Origin of the sequence: Terriglobus aquaticus, from assembly GCF_025685415.1 — a bacterium.
In the GTDB taxonomy this organism is placed as follows: Bacteria; Acidobacteriota; Terriglobia; order Terriglobales; family Acidobacteriaceae; genus Terriglobus; species Terriglobus aquaticus.
On record NZ_JAGSYB010000001.1, the window covers coordinates 578,664 to 595,374 of the forward strand.

12 protein-coding genes are annotated in these 16,711 nt (G+C 59.4%); 5 read left to right on the forward strand and 7 right to left on the reverse strand.

What is annotated here, in order from left to right:
* The first annotated feature begins 78 nt into the window (after positions 1-78).
* From OHL12_RS02545 to OHL12_RS02560, 4 genes are all read left to right on the forward strand, one after another.
* Positions 79-933 (forward strand): SDR family oxidoreductase, encoded by an 855-nt coding sequence (locus OHL12_RS02545; protein WP_263412272.1) that lies wholly within the window; start codon positions 79-81, stop codon positions 931-933.
* A gap of 59 nt (positions 934-992) precedes the next feature.
* Entirely contained in the window at positions 993-1,850 is an 858-nt protein-coding gene (locus tag OHL12_RS02550; RefSeq protein ID WP_263412273.1) for a hypothetical protein, read from the forward strand.
* A 129-nt stretch (positions 1,851-1,979) separates the two neighbouring features.
* A complete protein-coding gene (locus OHL12_RS02555; protein WP_263412274.1) occupies positions 1,980-3,260 on the forward strand; it encodes a DUF3500 domain-containing protein in 1,281 nt (426 codons plus the stop codon).
* On the forward strand, positions 3,257-4,573 hold the full coding sequence (locus OHL12_RS02560) for a HupE/UreJ family protein (RefSeq protein WP_263412275.1): 1,317 nt from the start codon (positions 3,257-3,259) through the stop codon (positions 4,571-4,573). Before OHL12_RS02555 ends, OHL12_RS02560 begins: the two co-directional genes overlap by 4 nt.
* A gap of 5 nt (positions 4,574-4,578) precedes the next feature.
* Here OHL12_RS02560 and OHL12_RS02565 read toward each other — a convergent pair whose 3' ends face one another.
* From OHL12_RS02565 to OHL12_RS02595, 7 genes are all read right to left on the reverse strand, one after another.
* Positions 4,579-7,077 carry a TonB-dependent receptor gene (locus OHL12_RS02565; protein ID WP_263412276.1) on the reverse strand — a complete coding sequence of 833 codons (2,499 nt, stop codon included), beginning with the start codon at positions 7,075-7,077 and terminating at the stop codon, positions 4,579-4,581.
* Between the two features lie 418 nt (positions 7,078-7,495).
* Positions 7,496-10,042 (reverse strand): serine/threonine-protein kinase, encoded by a 2,547-nt coding sequence (locus OHL12_RS02570; RefSeq protein WP_263412277.1) that lies wholly within the window; start codon positions 10,040-10,042, stop codon positions 7,496-7,498.
* Between the two features lie 137 nt (positions 10,043-10,179).
* Positions 10,180-10,755, reverse strand: coding sequence for an ECF-type sigma factor (locus tag OHL12_RS02575; RefSeq protein WP_263412278.1), 576 nt, complete (start codon positions 10,753-10,755; stop codon positions 10,180-10,182).
* Positions 10,756-10,857: 102 nt separating this feature from the next.
* Positions 10,858-11,778, reverse strand: coding sequence for a collagen-like protein (locus tag OHL12_RS02580; RefSeq protein WP_263412279.1), 921 nt, complete (start codon positions 11,776-11,778; stop codon positions 10,858-10,860).
* A 49-nt stretch (positions 11,779-11,827) separates the two neighbouring features.
* Positions 11,828-12,442 (reverse strand): PEP-CTERM sorting domain-containing protein, encoded by a 615-nt coding sequence (locus tag OHL12_RS02585; RefSeq protein ID WP_263412280.1) that lies wholly within the window; start codon positions 12,440-12,442, stop codon positions 11,828-11,830.
* Positions 12,443-12,657: 215 nt separating this feature from the next.
* Positions 12,658-14,097, reverse strand: a complete 1,440-nt coding sequence (locus tag OHL12_RS02590; protein ID WP_263412281.1) for a PAS domain-containing sensor histidine kinase — start codon at positions 14,095-14,097, stop codon at positions 12,658-12,660.
* Positions 14,088-14,903, reverse strand: a complete 816-nt coding sequence (locus OHL12_RS02595; protein ID WP_263412282.1) for an alpha/beta fold hydrolase — start codon at positions 14,901-14,903, stop codon at positions 14,088-14,090. The genes OHL12_RS02590 and OHL12_RS02595 overlap by 10 nt, the downstream gene beginning before the upstream one ends.
* Positions 14,904-15,750: 847 nt before the next feature.
* On the opposite strand from OHL12_RS02595, the gene OHL12_RS02600 reads away from it, so the two are divergent.
* Positions 15,751-16,500 (forward strand): hypothetical protein, encoded by a 750-nt coding sequence (locus OHL12_RS02600; protein WP_263412283.1) that lies wholly within the window; start codon positions 15,751-15,753, stop codon positions 16,498-16,500.
* The last annotated feature ends 211 nt before the right edge of the window (positions 16,501-16,711 follow it).

Below are 16,711 nucleotides of genomic sequence, written 5' to 3' on the forward strand. Positions count from 1 at the left end.
TAGGTACGTACTTACGCAAGGTAAGCCCCCTGGCTATTCTGATTGTGGTGCCGCCCTAGCTAGCGGTAGGAGAAGATCATGATCGTCGTAACCGCTGCCAATGGACAGCTTGGAACCCTTGTCATCGAAGGTCTGCTGAGGACTGTTCCCGCCAATCAGATTGTTGCCGCCGTCCGTACGCCCGAGAAGGCGAGCGCTCTTGCCGCTAAGGGTGTCGCAGTCCGCGAAGCTGACTATTCCAAACCTGAAACACTGAAACCTGCTCTGAAAGATGCGACCAAGGTCCTGCTCATCTCCGGAACGGAGATCGGGCAGCGTGTCCCGCAACACAAAGCCGTGATTGATGCTGCGAAGTCGGCCGGTGTCCGCTTGCTGGCATACACCAGCCTCCTACACGCGGACACCTCAACCCTGCAGCTGGCAACCGAGCATCTTGAGACCGAGAAGTATCTGCAGGCGAGCGGCATTCCTTTCGTGCTGCTGCGGAACGGCTGGTACGCCGAGAACATCACGGCAGGGGTGGCCCCCGCACTCGAACAGGGCGCGTTCATCGGTGCTTCCAAGGGAGGCCGATTCGCCGCTGCCAGCCGTGCAGAGTACGCAGAGGCGGCTGTTGCCAGCCTGACCGGCCCGGGACACGAGAACAAGGCTTATGAATTGGCAAGCGACGTGGCTTTCACGCGCGAGGAGCTGGCCGCGGAGGTGAGTAAGCAGACCGGCAAGACGATCGGCTACCACGACCTGCCCGAATCTGATTACGAGAAGATACTTGCCAGCGTCCTGCCGCCGTCACTTGCACACATCATCGCCGATGCAGAAGCCAAAGCTGCCAACGGCGAGCTGGATGACAACTCCCATACGCTGAGCCACTTGATTGGCCACAAAACGGCGACTCTGGCCGAGATTGTGGCCGAAACCTTGAAGGCGCTTTGACACCGATGAGCGATCCACAGGAAGACGACCTCGCAGGTCACTAAGGGAGCGAAGGCAGGATGAAGAAGAAGACGATCGTTTGGAGCGCGCTGCTGTGCATGGGTTCGGCTCTTCCCGCCTCGGCAGCGTCCTGCGACCGGGCGTGCCTGCTGCAAACAGCCAAGCTCTTCAATGGGGCGATGCTCGCGCACACACCGGACAAGCTAGACCTCTCTGCGGATGTGCAGATACGGGAAAACACAAAGAGCATCACTCTCCCGGAGAGCCGCTGGTACGGTGTGAAGGCGATTCGTTCCGAGGGCGTGTACGCCGATCCTTTGCTGGGCAATGTCGTTGAGCATGTGGCAGCGGAGACCAACGCCGGGAAGATGGTCTACATCGGATCGCGTCTGAAGGTGGTTGATGGCAAGATCACGGAAGTCGAGATCAACTTCGATGATGGACCTCGGGTAAACGCCAAGAACCTGATTCCATACGACCCGTTCTTCCTCACTGTTGTGCCCGAAAACGAGCGGTCCACTCGCGCTCAACTAGCAGCAATCATCACTCGCTACTTCCAAGGCCTTACGGATCACAAGCCTGTAGAAGCTGATTATGACGCGCGTTGCGATCGCTTCCATAGCGGTAACCGCATTACGCACAATGGCAGAAATGGCATCGAGGCCGGCACGGGGGACGACGGCTGCTACGAAAGCAATCTTGGTCCAAAGCCCTGGGGACCAGCAACGGAAACACGCATTGCTGTAGTCGATCCCGAGCGCGGCATCGTCATAGGGTATGCGGTGCTGTTCTACGGCAACAGCACGCGTCGCATGCAGATCAATGAAGTTTTCAAGATCCTCGACGGCCGCATCCGCATGGTGGACAACATCGGGCTTATGGAAGAGGGGATAACCACGTCAGGCTTTACTCACTAGAGCTCGCGGAGGCACCTTGAATACGTGGGATCATCACTCCCGACGCGGTATTTGGCTTCCGCAGGAAAACGCCTCTTGCTGCGACCACGCTACGATCTGGGCAATTGGACATTGTAGAAATGCGCATGGATGACGATGCGGAAATGCAGCGATAACGGGAATGCGAGATCGGAAGACAGAAGAACAACGAGAAGTAGAAGGGCTCGGCGGCGACCCGACGATGCACGTTCATGCGATCTCGCGATCAACGAACGACTACGGTGTGAAGCTTACGGGGGCAAAATGAAACGAATCGCTTGTCTGGTGGCTGTTGCGGCACTCTGCGCTTCTGTATTTGTAAACGCGCAACAGAAGAACTCGACCGAAGCCGTCGTGCATGCAGCCAATGACTTTCTGGCGACGCTGACGGCAGAACAGAAGAAGAAAGTGATGTACGCCTTTGACGACTCGACGCAACGAGCTAGGTGGTCGAATTTCCCGACTGGAGTGATTGCACGTGGCGGCATCAACTTGAAATCGATGTCTGCTGCGCAGCAGCAGGCTGTGATGACGCTGTTAGGCACCGTGCTGAGCCCGATGGGAGTTGAGAAGGTTGAGGAGATCCGCCAGGCGGATGATGACTTCAAGGCGAACGGGTCAAAGCGCGGGCCTGGAGGCGGTGGACCGCGGCCGCAGGGACCACCACCGGGCGGACAGGGCGGCCCGCCGCCACAGTTCGGTGGGCGAGGTCCGGGTCCGGGAGGTCGGCCACCTGGAGGTGATCTGTTTGGTTCTGATCTGTACTACATCTCGTTCCTCGGAGCACCTTCTGCGACGCAGCCGTGGATGCTGCAGTTCGGAGGACATCATCTCGCCCTGAACATCACGGTCGCCGGGAGCCAAGGCGTGCTGACTCCTACGTTGACCGGAGCACAGCCGGCGCTTTTCAAGCTTAATGGTAAGACGATCCGGCCTGTCGGACGGGAAAGCGATAAAGCTCTCGCACTCTTCAAGGCTTTGGACGAGTCGCAGCGCAAGCAGGCGGTGCTCACGTATCAGGTCGCCGATCTGGTACTTGGGCCAGGACAGGACGGAAAGAAGATTCAACCTGAAGGCCTGAAGGCTTTGAGCATGAACGCGAAGCAACAGGCCATGCTGCTGGACGTCATTGGGGAGTGGACCGGCATCCTGACCGAACCCTATGCAGCAACGCGCATGAACCAGATGAAGGCCGACTTGAAGGACACTTACTTTGCGTGGAGCGGACCAACGGACGCAGAGGTTGGAACGAATATCACAGCGTATTACCGCATACAAGGTCCACATCTGGTCATTGAATACGCCCCGCAAAGTGATGAACCCGGGAACCACGTTCATACGATGTATCGCGATCCGACGAATGACTACGGAAGCGCGCTTGTGAGGCCATGAGGCGAAAGTTCGCGTTTGTTGCCGCTCTCTGTTCTCTGCTTGTGGGAGGCACCGCATGGGCGCATCGCATCGATGAATATCTGCAGGCCACCATCGTCTCCTTGCAGTTGAATCAGATGCACGCATCGATGCGCTTGATCCCGGGGGTTATGGTCGCGCCCTCCGTTATCGCGATGATCGATACCAACCACGATGGTGTGTTTTCCGAGAAAGAGAAGCGCGCGTATGCGGATAGGGTTCTCGGGGATCTGTCCCTCTCGATTGATGGACAGGGTGTGAAGCCACGACTCGACTCGTGGGTCATTCCAGAGGCGCCGCAACTTCACGATGGCCTTGGGGAAATCCGTCTTGAGTATCACGTCGATCTGACTTCGAGCACGGCAACGGATCGTACCCTCGTCCTTACGAACCGGCATCTGAACGAGTCTTCGGTGTACCTGATGAATGTGGAAGTGCCGCAGGAGCGGACTCTTCGCATCGTGGACCAGGAAAGAAATCCACGGCAGTCGGTTTACGAACTCCACTTCCAACAAATGGGGAGGGTGGGCCAATCGAGCACGAGGTCGGGTATACGCGCCTGGTGGAGTGACTTGCAACTTTCCAGCCTTTTCCACCTGGGATTGCGCCACATTGCGGAGGGCACAGACCACCTGCTGTTCCTGCTTGCGCTCCTGCTGCCTGCGCCGCTGTTGGCTGTCGGCTCGCGTTGGGCTGCACCGGCGACCGAGCGCCAAAGCTTGCGCCATATTCTCGGCATTGTTACGGCGTTCACCATTGGTCATTCGTTGACGTTAACGGTGGCTGCGATGAACGTCGTTCATGTACCCAGCCGCCCCGTCGAAGTGCTCATCGCCGTTTCGATCCTGGTTTCGGCCGTACATGGTTTGCGGCCAATCTTTCCCGGAAAAGAGGCCTGGATCGCTGCCTTCTTTGGGTTGATCCATGGACTAGCCTTCGCTTCGACGCTGGATCGGCTCGGGCTATCTCGATGGGATCGACTTGCCGGGATACTAGCGTTTAACCTGGGGATCGAAACGATGCAACTGCTGGTTGTTGCAGTGGTTCTGCCTTCGTTGCTCATCCTGAGCCGCACGCGTGCCTATTCTGCCTTCCGCATAGCCGGAGCGGCGTTCGCCTGCCTTGCCTCCGCTCTGTGGATTGCCGAGCGGCTGTTCGGCCTCGACACGTATGTAGATACAGCAGTGAACCTGATTGCTCAGCGAGGTCTCGTGTGTGCGGGCGTGCTCTTCGCATCTAGCATGGCGCTTCTGCTAGTCGCAAGACGGGCATCGGCCTTGTCGAGTAACGATTAACCGCCTCAGAACTTGAACTGCAGGTTGAGTTGCATCCGCCGTCCGGGCTGCGCTGTAACAGGGCGCGCGAAGAACGGTGATGTAATCACGCCCACGTAAGTTAGTGGATTCAGGTGGTTCAGCACGTTGAACGAGTTAAGCGACACTGAGAGCACCGGCGACTTTTTGTCTCTTCCCAACCGGAAGTCATGCGTGCCATTTAAGTCGAGGTTCAAGTAGCCGGGGCCGTGAAGGGTGTTGCGTGCGAGGCCGAGTGGGCGGTCCACTACCACGCCGTCATGGTTATCGTCACTACCGGTGGTCACATTGACCGGGCGGCCGCTGTAGACAGAGAGTGCCGATCCCACGGAGAGCCATGTCTTCATGGTCACCGTACCAAGCAGGTCAAACTTGTGACGGCGGTCGTTGTCGGAGCGTGCCCAATCGCCGTTTGGGTTGTAGCTGTCGGCGGGAAAGTAAAGGATGCCCTGCGTGTTGGTATAGGTCTTGCTCAACGTGTACTGCGCCTGCCCGGAGAAGTACGGTGTAGGCCGACCGCGAAAACTCACCTCAAGCGAGTCCGCTTTCAGGTACCCCTCCGACTGCAACAGGCGTTCCTGCCCCAGGGTTGGGTTCGGCCGCACGATGGAGTTCAAGCCGACCGGTGCGTTACCGTCCACTGACCGAAACAGGTGCATGCCGCGCGTGCCGACGTAGGTTGCAGAAAGCGTACTCTGCCGTGTCAGCTGATCCTCCACACCAAAGCTGTACTGCAATGTGGAGGGGATGCGAGTGGCCGGATCAAGCCGCACTACGCTAGTGGGTAAACCCTGCAGTTCTGTGACAGGGAAAGGGTAGGCAGCGGGCGTTACGATATAGCGCCGGAGCGTGACACCGTTGTAGTGCAAGAGATCCGAGATGGGCTGAGGCCCGGAACGGTCATAGAACATGCCCGCGCCACCGCGCAGGATGATGTGGCCGCGGGTGGAGGGCGCGTACGCAAAGCTGGCTCGCGGCGCCAGATTGTTGGGGTCGTCGTGGAAGTAGTTCTGGAAGTAGTACCGCAGGCCGGCGGAGATCGACAGGTTGGGTCGCACGCGGAACGTGTCTTCCATGTAGCCTGCGACGACCTTCTCCCAGAATGTGGCCCGTGGCTGTCCCTGCTGCACCACAAAGAGTGACGGCCTGCCCGCAACGTAGTCGGCAAGGCTTGCAAAGGTGTAGGTTCCTTGCGCATTGGTGTAGTCATCGTAGGCGCGGCGGCTGATGTCTGGTACGTCGATGCCGAACTTCAACTCGTGCTTGCCCTGAGTCAGGGTTAATACGTCCGCGCCATCGAAGTGGTTCTCAGTTCGGTGCAGGCTGGCTTGCGCGCCACCACCGGTAAAGGCGCCGGAGACGACCGTCTGCGGTAGTGCAGTGATGCTGTCGGTGCGGTTGTCCGCCTTACCCACAAGGAAGCGCAACTGGTTCAGCATCCTTGGCGAGAGCACGGCGGAGTAGCCAACGTTAATTTCGTGCTCGAATGTGTGCGTGTCGATGCCCGCTTCAGGCAGGACCGTACCGCCCACGCCCGCGTTTTGCACCACACGGCGCTCGTAGGAGTAGCCGATCCAAAGCTGGTCCGATCCGCGGAAGGTGTGGAAGGCACGGGCGGAATAGAAGTCATGCGTGGTGGGGTTGGTGACGTTCGTCTGCACTTGGCCGGTCGGCGTAGCGGCCACCACAATGGCCTGCTGGTGATTGCTATCGTGATTGCCGGTCAGCAGGAACGTCGACTTTTTGCCTGGGCCAAGCGGGCCGGTCAGCGCGCCTTCAAAGTAAATGCGCTCCTGCGGTGGCTTGCTGGCGCTGAAGGGCTCGCGCGCGTCGAAGAGCGAGTTCCGGTACAGAAAGTTGGCCGAGCCGTGAAACTGGTCGGTGCCGCCCTTTGTTGTAATCTCAAGCCGGGCCCGACCGGGTGCTGCATACGCTGCTGTGTACGGATTCTGATTGATGCGAACGCTCTGGATGCCGGATGCGGAGACGCCGGGACCGTTGGACTCCATGCCATTCACTACCAGCGATACTCCGTTTGTGCCGGTGGCGTCCGTGTTCAGGAAGCGGGTCAGCGTTGTAATGTAGTCCGCGTCGAACACTGGCAGCCGATCGAGCGCGTCGCGGTCCAGTTCTACGGCGTTCTGGTTGCTCTCCGGGTCTGTGGTCACTTGCAACTGCTGGTCGCCCGCTGACACGATCACATCGGTCACGACGGACGATACCTTGAGCACGATCCGCAGCGACTCGCCCGGATAGGGGAGACTCACCTGCTGCTGGGTGCTGTCAAAGCCTTCGGCCTGAGCGGAGAGAGTGTACCGGCCGGCGCGCAGGTTGCTGAAGCGGACGCGACCGGCAGTGTCGGACCGCACTTGCTGCACCGTCTTGCCGTCTTTCAACAGCATCAAGCGCGCATTCGGCACGAGCGCGCCTGACTGATCCTGCACCGTGCTGTTCAGGCCCAGGTTCGCCTGGGCACCCGCCAACATCGAGGCACCAGTCACGATGACAGCCGCGCCCCACCGTGCTCCAAGGCCGCATTTGCCTACGAAAGTCAAAATCACCTCACTGCTGCCTGAGATCGTCGGGGTAAAGATGACAGGAGCAATTGCACAAAGTCACGTTGCCGTCATCATCACTTTCCTGATATGGGCAGTCGTCATGATCGCCGTAGAGGATGCAGAGATTACGTTCCTCCACGTGCCGCTTGAGCTGCACTTCATCTCCGGACATAGTTGTAGCTTGCACGCGGCAACTTAAGTCCTGCTGAAGGTGTCATGTCGAGGTGCGCCATGAGCTGTGTCGCGCGTCAGTTTCCCAACCGCGAAGTGTGCTGGCCGCGGCCCGGCCCTATCGCCCGTTTAGCGGGTGGCCGGGCCTATGTTTCTTGTGACAGCACAGGCCTGATTAGGTTATTTGCAACGAGCAAGATTGCGTCGGATCCGCTGCAGCGCCGGGTTGCCGGGTTCCGCCCATGCCTCTCGCATCGCCAGGGCAGCTTGCAGCCATCGTCTGGCCCTCGGCGTGGTCGCCCTGCTGAAGCGCGACCACGCCCAAGCCTTCTTCTGCATCGGCAGTCACAGGATGGGCCGCGTCGCCGAAGTTCGTCCGCGCAATCGTGAGTGCATTGCGGTACGCATTCGAAGCGTCCGCAGCATCGCCATTTGCCGCAAGCGCCGCGCCCAGATTGATATACCCCGCGGCCCACCAGATGTTCTGCTGCGGATACGCAAGCCGAGTCTCTGCCATTGCATTGCGCGTCTCCCGCAGAGCCTGCGCACGCTTTCCTTCCGCTAACAACAGTTCACCCAGCTGCTCCTCACTCTGGCTCAGCAGTGCGTGATGTTCCATGCATTGAGCGCGCCTTAAATCAAACGCAAGATTCAGGTGGGTGGCTGCTTCGTCCAACCGTTGCTGAGCCAACAACGTCAGGCCCAGTTCGTCCTCGGCAGCAGCTACCTCCAGGTTTCCCTCCGCGGCGACCTTGCGGTACATGCGAAGCCCTTCGCGAGCGAACGGTTCAGCCTTCGCCGGGTCATCGGTGTCGCGGTAATAGTGGCTCAGGTGCAACAAGGAGCTGGCTATCTTCGGGTGTTGTTCTCCATACAATTCGCGTCGAAGCTCAAGCGCATGGGTCAGCAGCGGCAATGCTTCGCGAAATCGCCCTTCGTGCTCCAGCACTACGCCAAGATGGTCCGTACTGCTGGCTGTGTGAGAGTTGCGCTCTCCGAAGATGCGCCGCCGCGTGGCCAGCACCTCACGATCGATGCGCTCCGCCTCTCGGAAGCGCCCCATGTCCAGATACAACACCGACAGGTTGTTCTTGTCGACCAGCGTCATGGGCGCATCCGGACCGATCACCCGCGAAGCCATCGCAATGGACGCAAGGTGATACTTCTCCGAGCCGGCAAAGTCGCCCATCTCCCAGAGGATGCCTGACAATCCATCCATGCTGTCCGCCAGTTCTGAACTCTCCGGGCGGTAGCGGCTAAACAGATTCACGGCCTCGCTGTAATCGCGCAAGGAGTCCTGATAGTCGCCATCTTCCAGCTCAGCTTCACCCAGGCTGTTCAGTACGTCTGCGATTGCTGCCGGGTCATGCGCCGGCAGCGCGAGATAAATCGCCTTCGCCTGCCGGAACAGCCGCTTGGCTTCGGGCAGCGATCCAAGCTGGAAATACACGCTCCCCAGGGTGCTCAGCAGTCGAGCCTTGGCGGTCAGATCGCCCTTCCACGCAGTGTCGAGTTGAACGACCCCGGTGTCCAGCAGTTCGCGTGCGCTGGTGCTTCGTCCTTGCGTGCTGTCTGGCTGCGCGCTATTGAACAGGCTGATCAGGTATTGCGAGACAGCATCGGCCGAGGCTGCTTCTCTCTGCGCGCGTCGTGCCTGCACCACCAGCAACGCGCCCAGCGCAATTACGGTCACGGCGAACAGCGCGGCCGCTGCAACCCAGGCGCGATTGCGTCGAATGAACTTCGCTGCCCGATACCGCGCAGAGTCCGGTCGGGCCAGCACAGGGAACCCTTGGCGGAACCGCAACAGATCGTCCGCCAGCGCAGCCGCAGAGCCGTAGCGACGCTCCGGTTCGCGGTGCATCGCTTTCAGCACAATGCGGTCCAGGTCACGATCTACCTTGAACCCGGCAGAACCCGAGCGTTCGCTTGGAGGCGGCGGCGCTGTCTCGCACACAAGGCGCTCGGCTTCGGCCGGGCTTCTTCCTGTAAGCGAAAACGGCGTCTGCTCGGTCAGCAGCTCATACAGCAGCACGCCCAAGCCCCACACATCTGTGGCCGTCGTGATGCGTCCACCCCGTACCTGTTCGGGGCTCGCATACTCCGGCGTCATCATTCGCTCCGCCACCATGGTCATGTTGGCGTCGCGACCGTCCTCCAGCAACTTTGCAATGCCGAAATCCAACAGCTTCGCGTCGCCATCCGCGGTAACCAGAACATTGCCGGGCTTCAGGTCCCGGTGCACAATCAGGTTGCCGTGGGCATACTCCACTGCCGCGCAAACCTGCGCAAACAGTGCCAGCCGCGCCTCTACGCTAAGCGCATGCGAGCGCGCATAGGCCAGCAGGTTCTCGCCCTCGATGTACTCCAGCACCAGGTACGGCAGCCCTGCCGGCGTCAGTCCACCATCCAGCAGGCGAGCAATATGCGGATGTGCAAGCGCCGCCAACACCTGGCGTTCGGTCCGAAAACGGTTCAGCAGCGCCTCGCCCGCGCCTAGCCCAGCGCCAACGACTTTCAGCGCGACCACCTGGTCAAAGGCACCGTCCGCACGTTCCGCCCGGTAGACCACGCCCATGCCGCCATGGCCGATCATGTCCAGGATCCGATAGGCCCCAATGCGATCGCCAGCGCCATGCGAGGAGAACACAGCCGCATGCCGTGCTGCGTTCAGCACCGCCTCTTCCATCTCCAGGTCCGGCTCGCTCAATGCATTCGCCATGCGCTCCGCTTCTGCGCAAAGCTCGGCATCTTCGCTGCTATCGGCACACTGTTGTGCGAGCCACGCCGCACGCTCGTGAGTTGGAAGCGCCGCCGCTCCCTCGGCCAGATCTTGCAGCCGGTTCCAGCGCGCCGCGTTCAAGGCGCTGGCACCGCCTCAGGCGCGCGTTCCAGCTCAGACCGCATCCATGCCTTTGCCATGCGCAATTCACGATGCACAGTCACGGCCGAGATGCCCAGCACCTCCGCTGTTTCGTCGTAGGTCATGCCGCCGAAAAACACCATCTCAACTACCTTCACCTTGCGCTCATCCACTTCATTCAGCCGGTCCAGCAGCCGATTGATCTCCAGGATCGTCTCTGCATCGGCCTCCAGCGCCGCCGAGTTCTCCTTCAGCGTCTCGTGAATTGCGCCACCGCCACGCTTGTCTCGCTTCTTGCCGCGCGCCCAGTCCAGCAGAATGTGCCGCAACACCGTTGCCGCCAGCGCTGCAAAATGCGCCCGATCGTTCACCGGCGCGGGCCCATCTGCCAAGCGCAGATACAGCTCGTTCACCATGGCTGTGGCGCTCAGCGTATGCGACCCGCTCTCGTTTCGCAGCATACTTCCCGCGAGCGCTCGCATTTGGCCGTACATCAGCGGCATTAGCTCATCCAGTGCCGCGCGATCGCCCTCTCGCCAACGTCCTAAAAGACAGGTAATTGCTTCCGCCATGCAGCCATTATCCAGCCGTCTGCTGCACAACGGAGCGCAATGGGAAGGCGAGAGCGACCAGAATTTGCATGGCCGCCCTCACGCTCACCGCAGTCGAAAAGATCAGTCCTCAAACCAGAGGGTGACCTTCTTGTGCTTCACCGGCGCCGGCGCGGGCTGCCCAGCCGAGACGGCTGCGGCGCGTGCTGCCTTCGCAGTCTGGGCCTGCACCTTCAATGCGGCGACCTCCTCCTCACTCGGCTTGGCCGTCAGCGCCGCGGAAGGGGAAGTCACGACCGCATCCGACTTGGTGCAAGGCTGCTGTGTGTCAGGGTCATACGAGCACATGCGATATACCTTTGCGCTCGCAGTATCGCTGGCACTTGCGGCAGTAGCAGTCGAGAGGCAGCCAGCACTGTAAACGGCGTAATGACTATCGATGTTAAAAATGTCCGCGGATCCGTTGTTGTATACCTTGCACGTCATCGTGATGACACCCGTACCGCTGGAGGCATTTCCCGGGTTTGTGTCAGGACCGACGGCCGACACAACCAGTTCATGCAAATCCTCAGAGTCATAGTCGCGAGAGCCGCAGCCGGTGCCTACAAGCACCGAGTTCACTGGGCAGGTCTGGTAAAGGTCTACCGTGCCCAATTCACCCACGCTCGCCTGCGAGGTAAACCAGGTCACCACCGGCACCAGCGTGTCGCCCGTGGCACCTTTTGGTCCGGTGGGTCCAGTGGGCCCACTCGGTCCGGCAACCCCTTGTGATCCTTGAGGTCCGGTCGGCCCAGCCGGCCCGGCAACACCTTGCGGTCCCTGGGGTCCGGTCGGCCCCTGCGGACCCGTCTGGTTCCAGTAAGTCACCGTCTCCGTGTTGGGATTGCAGCTTGCAGCCGAAGGCACAATGCGCGACACCGCTGTCAGCTTCGACACGCAGGAGGTAATCACATTGCTGGTGGTGGTCTGTGCCCCGGCTGACACCGTGGCAGCGGCCGTAGCGGCGCAGAACAGAAACGAAAAACGAGCAAACGAGAGCGTCATGGAATTTCTCCTTGATGGTTTGGCAAAGCAATTGGGTTAGGGGTGGAGCTTAAGCGGTAGCGCGCAAACGCAACCGACGGCGCAACGCACCAGCCGCGCCCAGCAGGCCAGTCGTGGTCAGCACGATGCTGTTCGGTTCCGGCATTGCTGCAAGGGCCGGCGCCGCAACCGTAAATGTCACATCGCCTTTGGCCCCAGTCAGGATCAGCGCGCCGGCTGACGTTTGCTGCGCCTGTGTGCCGTACGACACAAACGAGCCCATCGTGGATCCGTATTCGCCCAGCACGTTGTACGAGGTCAGTTCATTGAACTCGCCCGCGGCAAAGCTGGTGACGCTGTCCTGAAAACTGGCTGCGCCGTACTCACTCTCCACGCCAAAGGTCGGGCTCAGGATGCGCGCGATCGCTGCGGAGCCAAGCTGAAACGTAGCATCGCCCGCAGTGTTGAAGAAGAATGCGTTGTCGGTGGTCGAGACGGCGCTTGTGTCAGAGCCGCTCAAGGTAAAGGTCGCTGGCGTGTCGCTGAAGGTCAATCCATTCAGCGATCCGCTGAACAGCCCTGACAATGTGTAGGTCACCGGCATGGCATGCGCTGGCAAAGCTGCTGCCAGCAGCAAAAGCGGGGCAGCACCGAGCAGGCGCCCGAGGCGAAGGGGAAGGCGCATCGAGAACTCCAGGGAAGATTTGTTGATCTACCCCTATAGCGACGAAGCGTCACGAATCACTTCACCCTTACGAAAATATTTCCGAACACTCCGCGCTACTCTGAACGCGCCCTTCAACCGCCCGACTGGCAGGTGGCAACTTGGAGTGGAGTACGCAAAGATCTCTGCTGGACAGCGCAGCGAAATCCATAACTTTCTGCTGTTTCCTACACGCCTCAATGAGGAAACGTCAGTACGAACACAGTTCCGCGCTTCTCCGGTTTGACACTGCTTCGCACACGAACCCGTCCTGCGTTCTTATTCACCAGATCCTGTGTGATCCACATGCCCAATCCAGTACCACCGATCCCCTTGGTCGTAAAGAACGGCTCGAACAGCCGGCGAAGCGTAGAGGAATCCATGCCGGTCCCCGTGTCAGCAATCGTGATGCGCAATTCAGGGCGGCTACCGGAGAACAGTATCGTGTCACGGCAGCGAATGGTCAGCGTGCCTCCGGACTTCATCGCGTCAAAGGCATTCGCGACAAGATTGACGATGATCTGACGGATCTCTCCATCGAAGCAGCGAAAGGGAGAGGCTCTCTTGCAGTCGCTGCTTGCGGTTATGCCAGCATTGGCGAACCGCGACCGGTACAACGCGAGCACTGATTGAACGAGCGTTTCTACATCGACGGGTACGCGGCTGCTGCTCTGCTTGTAAAAACGGAGAGTCTGCGTAGCGATCTGCGACACTCTCGCCAACTCCTCTTGTGCCATCGTGACAAGCTCTAGGCTTTCGGCCGGGAGGGGGTGAGATTGCAGGATGTACAGGAGGTTCGTAACCGCTTCAAGTGGGTTGTTGATCTCATGAGCGATGGAACTCGCCATACGACCAACCGAAGCTAGTTTCTCATTCTGCAGGAGAGCTCGCTCGGACGCCTTGAGCAATGTCACGTCCCGGATGATCGCGGAGAATGCGACTAAAGTTCCCGGCGCCTCTAGGTGAGGCGTGAGACTTACTGAAAGGTCGAGAGTTGAGCCGTCTTTTCTGACGCCAGCGAAGTCTCTGACCACCTGCGTCCCACTACCGAGGAGCGCCATCGCATCCTGCATTGCCGTTGCCGCACCATCGTCCATCAGCGAGCTGATGGAACGTCCCAGCACCTCTGCGGACGACCAGCCAAAGATGCGGATGGCTCCCTCATTCCAGCTCTGGATCGTTCCATCAGGGCCAAATCGGAGGATAGCGTCAGATGATCGGCGCACCACTTCGGAAAGGCGCTCCGCCTCCTTACGAGCTCTGAGTAGTTCCTTCTCGTAGAGTCTGCGCTGCGTGGCATCGAAGAGAGTGAGGAATATCCCATCTGGATGGCCGTCTGCCCCACGATGGAGGACAGCGTTGGCAAAGACCGGGATTTGCTGCGCTGAAGGCAGTCTCAACTCCAGCGAGATGCCCTCCACCTTCCCACGCTGAAGAAGCGTAGGAACCAACTGGCTCTCATAGAACATCGCCGCCCCTCTGGTGAGGGCCTGTTGAATGTGGAACTCGGAGGCTGCGGCATCCTCCCCTCCGGTCAATGTCCAGAAGCTTCGGTTAGCGGAACGAACCAGCCCATCTATGTCCAATAGCGCCTGAGCGCAGGGGGAGTTTTCGAAGAACTCGACCGCTAGATGCAACTGAGAGCTGTTTCTTCCGCTTGAAGAAAGCTCTTTAGGGCGTTCGTCACCTTCTCTGGGGCACTCATGTGCGGGCAGTGACCGGTCGCATCCATCAGGACGAATTGGCTGTTCGGCAGACACTGGTGGACGTATTGTCCCACCTGCAGTCCGGCAATCACATCCTTTTTGCACTGGAGAATGAGCGTCCTGACAGAAACCTTTGGAAGATCAGCCCGGTTATCTGACAGGAAGGTCACTCGTGCGAAATGATGAGCCAGGAACGGGTCCATCCGGCAAAAACTTGCCTCCAGTTCGCCCGAGAGTTCTGGGCCGTTCTCTTGCCCCATGATGGCGGGAGCCATAGATGCCGACCATGCGGTTTGATTGCTTTCGAGAGATTCCAAAAGTGCCTCGATGTCCGCTCGATCGAACCCGCCAACATAGTCCGCGTCATGGATATAGCAGGGGGAAGGACCAATCATAGTCAGAGACTCAAATTTGGATGGGTTCTCGATGGCGGCTAGCGCACCGATCATTGAGCTGACGGAGTGCCCCACGAAGTTCACCTTCTTCAGCTTGAGCTCGTCGATGATCTCAAGAACGTCAGCGGCGTACCCCTTGAGCGTGCTATAGCGCGTTTGTTCGAACGCGGAAACATCTGAGTTCCCGGATCCGACATAGTCGAAGAGCACAACCCGATACTCTGAGAACGCCGGTACGACATGTCTCCACATGCTCTGGTCGCACCCGTAGCCATGCGCGAACATTAATGTCCGTTCGCCTGAACCAACAACAGTTACATTGTTGCGCTTTTGCACGCTCATCAGATCCCGATCCGATAGCAGGATTGCTTCTCCGCCATTGTCGCAGATGGGTCGAGTGTCCGGCCGGCTGTCAAAGGCGCCCGTAAGGTCTGGCGTCTGAAGTGAATAGTTGCGTAGCTGCACCAAGGTGATTCGTAGCTCTCTTCGGACGAGAGCTATCAGCTGCTTGCGGACAGCGGATCGGCGCCGTCGACTGAGGTGTAGAACCGGGTCATCCTTCCTTTTATCCAACAGGTCCGTACCTGTGTAGGAGAAGGTCCGCTAGGAGGGACGCTTCTCCGAGTGCTTCAGGACCGGTGTTAGGCGCATTCCCTGGCTTTTTTTCGCTACTACCCCAGTCGGCGCCAGCAAACGCCCGCTTTGCCGGCGTTGGTCAGCACCCTACGCGTGTGACACGGAACTGGGCTGCTTCTTGCGGTCAGAAGGGCATCACGGGGGATGGCTTCTCCGGAGCGAAGGAGGTCTTCCGTCCCTTTCTCTCCCGGTCCCTCCGTCGGGTGAAATGCTCCGGTCGGGTGAAATGCTCACCCGCGGGCGTAGGAGTTTGAAGGCAGCTGACATCCCGTTCACTCCAGATGTTGTAACCGGACCGTAATCACCCTCAGCCGTTCCATGCTCGGCTCGTTATGAGAGCCCTTCAGATTTCACTTACGACTCGATGGAATTCAAAAGGAAAGTGCCCTTCGGGGCCCTTGAGACTTCTCAAATGCACAACTTTGAGGCTTATTTGCTGCACTTTGCGCCGTTTTAGCTTTATGGTCCGAATGTCGGTGGACCTCTCAGGGCAGCCGCCTTCCCGAAAAATCCTCTTACAACCTGGGCTTATCCAAAGGCCAGATGGAGAAGCATGAACGCCTCAAAATTGAAACTCAAATCCCGACAATTCCTTGGCATCGGGCTTTGCCTAGGCCTGACCGCTCTGTTCCACGCCGCGTCAGCAGAGGCGCAACTTTCTCCCGTCCACCCCGTAGGCCAATGTGTGGAGTACTCCAATGTCCCCGGATCGGGACAGTATGTGGGTCACTTTTCCTATTTCAACTCCGACAGTTCCTCTCATGTGTACCGTCCGGACGGGTCGAGCAACTACCTGCAGCCCCTCGACGTCACGACGCAGCCCCTCACTTACTACCCAGGGTTCCACCCGGACGCGTTGACAGTACTGGTGCCGTTCGGGACGGCAGAGACGTGGCACCTGGGAACCGACGAAGCGACCGTCTTCAGCGGTACGCAAGCGTCGCAAACGCAAGCTGTGAGTCCCACGTGTCCTGCTCGCCTCATCCCGGCCTCCCTGCAATTGAGCCAGCCCGGCACGTACCCGCACCAGTACCTGGGCCAGGTGCAATCCGGGCCAGCGATTGATGCCGATACGACGTACGTGCTCATTGGCGTCCCGCTGGCGACTGCGAACGTGACCGTGTCCAACCTGACCTATATTCCCGCTGACAGCGCCAACCCCGGGCAGTGGTTGAACCCCAACTCGATCTATGGCGATATCACCGTCACCGCGGCCGCCCCCGGCACTACCATCGCGTTGGACGTGCAACTCAGTGTCAAGGGCCTTCCCATCGTCGAGGGTCTTGTCACCGTGCAGCAGTGAAACTTGCCGAAGATGGCGAACCCGAGTTCCGGAAGCACCTCTCCCGAGTTCTACCTCACCCACTTACCGGGCCGGTATTCCTGGCTCCGGATGGAGCGTTCATGATTGCCTTACGCACGAAATTCAGACCTTCGCGCTTCCCCCGGTGGGCGCTTCTGACGAGCTTCGCGTTGCTTGGCCTTTCGCCTCTTGCAACTGCTCAAGCCTCCAA

What these genes read in the sequence shown, in the direction of transcription:
- OHL12_RS02545 (WP_263412272.1), top strand. Translation starts at nt 79, where the DNA reads ATGATCGTCGTAACCGCTGCCAATGGACAGCTTGGAACCCTTGTCATC.
- OHL12_RS02550 (WP_263412273.1), top strand. Translation starts at nt 993, where the DNA reads ATGAAGAAGAAGACGATCGTTTGGAGCGCGCTGCTGTGCATGGGTTCG.
- OHL12_RS02555 (WP_263412274.1), top strand. Translation starts at nt 1,980, where the DNA reads ATGACGATGCGGAAATGCAGCGATAACGGGAATGCGAGATCGGAAGAC.
- OHL12_RS02560 (WP_263412275.1), top strand. Translation starts at nt 3,257, where the DNA reads ATGAGGCGAAAGTTCGCGTTTGTTGCCGCTCTCTGTTCTCTGCTTGTG.
- OHL12_RS02565 (WP_263412276.1), bottom strand. Translation starts at nt 7,077, where the DNA reads ATGTTGGCGGGTGCCCAGGCGAACCTGGGCCTGAACAGCACGGTGCAG.
- OHL12_RS02570 (WP_263412277.1), bottom strand. Translation starts at nt 10,042, where the DNA reads ATGGCGAATGCATTGAGCGAGCCGGACCTGGAGATGGAAGAGGCGGTG.
- OHL12_RS02575 (WP_263412278.1), bottom strand. Translation starts at nt 10,755, where the DNA reads ATGGCGGAAGCAATTACCTGTCTTTTAGGACGTTGGCGAGAGGGCGAT.
- OHL12_RS02580 (WP_263412279.1), bottom strand. Translation starts at nt 11,778, where the DNA reads ATGACGCTCTCGTTTGCTCGTTTTTCGTTTCTGTTCTGCGCCGCTACG.
- OHL12_RS02585 (WP_263412280.1), bottom strand. Translation starts at nt 12,442, where the DNA reads ATGCGCCTTCCCCTTCGCCTCGGGCGCCTGCTCGGTGCTGCCCCGCTT.
- OHL12_RS02595 (WP_263412282.1), bottom strand. Translation starts at nt 14,903, where the DNA reads ATGAGCGTGCAAAAGCGCAACAATGTAACTGTTGTTGGTTCAGGCGAA.
- OHL12_RS02600 (WP_263412283.1), top strand. Translation starts at nt 15,751, where the DNA reads ATGAACGCCTCAAAATTGAAACTCAAATCCCGACAATTCCTTGGCATC.